Annotated in this window: 2 protein-coding genes and 1 pseudogene; all 3 read left to right on the plus strand. The window is 53.7% G+C overall.

All coding sequences use genetic code 11. From position 1 onward, the window contains the following. A pseudogene (locus AC1DRJ_RS28925) lies at window positions 1-298 on the plus strand (hypothetical protein); the annotation flags it as partial. 145 nt (window positions 299-443) lie between these two features. Continuing rightward, window positions 444-878 carry a LexA family protein gene (locus tag AC1DRJ_RS28930; protein ID WP_301157944.1) on the plus strand — a complete coding sequence of 145 codons (435 nt, stop codon included), beginning with the start codon at window positions 444-446 and terminating at the stop codon, window positions 876-878. Further along, on the plus strand, window positions 862-1,122 hold a 261-nt coding region (locus tag AC1DRJ_RS28935), incomplete at its 3' end, for a Y-family DNA polymerase (RefSeq protein WP_477805145.1). The genes AC1DRJ_RS28930 and AC1DRJ_RS28935, both read left to right, overlap by 17 nt.

Below are 1,122 nucleotides of genomic sequence, written 5' to 3' on the forward strand. Positions count from 1 at the left end.
CATTGAGCGTCATGAATCGTCCGGGTCACAGGAAGCATCTGATCTGCTCCAAGTTGTGAGCATTGGTAGAAATTTCCTAATGGAAGGAGCCCTGTTCGATCCCGAGCCGGAGGTGGAATTCAAAGGTGGTGAAGAGCCTATCTACGACTTTCAAATTAGGCTAGATGACCAATACGTTTTGATGCGCTTTGGTTGGGTTGGCTGGAGTCTCAGTCGAAGTGAGGCTCAGTGGTTGGCGGAACAGCTATGGACTGCGGTTTTTTTGGCAACAAAGCCAAGCCGCGCAATCAGCAAATAAAATTAGGGTACCTATCACGACCATAGCCGTACTGCCCGCTGATGGGGCGTCATTCCCTTTGGTCTATTTTTCTCGCTCGACATTGACCGTCAACCGTCTTCGACGTTTACTGTATGTATGTACAGTTTTGGTTGAGGCACCCACCATGAGCGTCACAATCATCGGCCCGTTAGGAGGAGGGGGAGTCCAGCTCCCGTTCTACTCGTTCAAAGTCCCAGCCGGCTTCCCATCCCCTGCGGCTGATCACCTTGAACAACACATCTCCATCGACGAGCTGTTGGACATTCGAGCCCCGCATATCTATCTGGTGCGCATTGAAGGCCACAGCATGGAAGGTGCGGGCATCTTTGATGGGGACATGGCAGTGGTTGATCGCTCGATCACCGCTGAACACGGCCACATTGTGATTGCGGCCGTGAACTGCGAGCCGGTGTGCAAACGCCTATGCAAGCGAGGCTCCGACATCATCCTAATGTCCGAGAATGCAGGTTACCCGCCGCGATACATCCTTGAAGGTGATGAACTGATCATCTGGGGTGTCGTGACATTCAGCGTGCGTGCCCATGATCCGAAAGCCTGAGCCTGTCTTCGCGCTGATCGACTGCAACAGCTTTTACGCGAGCTGCGAGCGGGTATTCCGCCCTGACCTGGCCAAGACACCCATCGTGGTGTTGTCGAACAACGACGGCTGCGTGATTGCACGTAGCGCAGACAGCAAACCGTTCGTGAAAATGGGCGAGCCTTACTTCCAGATCAAGCACAAACTCAAGCAGCACGGCATCGTCGCGTTCTCCTCGAACTATGCGTTATACGGTGACATGAGC

The organism is Pseudomonas sp. P5_B2 (genome assembly GCF_056400445.1).

Excerpts from the sequence above, each read along its gene's own strand:
- AC1DRJ_RS28930 (WP_301157944.1), top strand. The coding sequence starts at position 444 with ATGAGCGTCACAATCATCGGCCCGTTAGGAGGAGGGGGAGTCCAGCTC.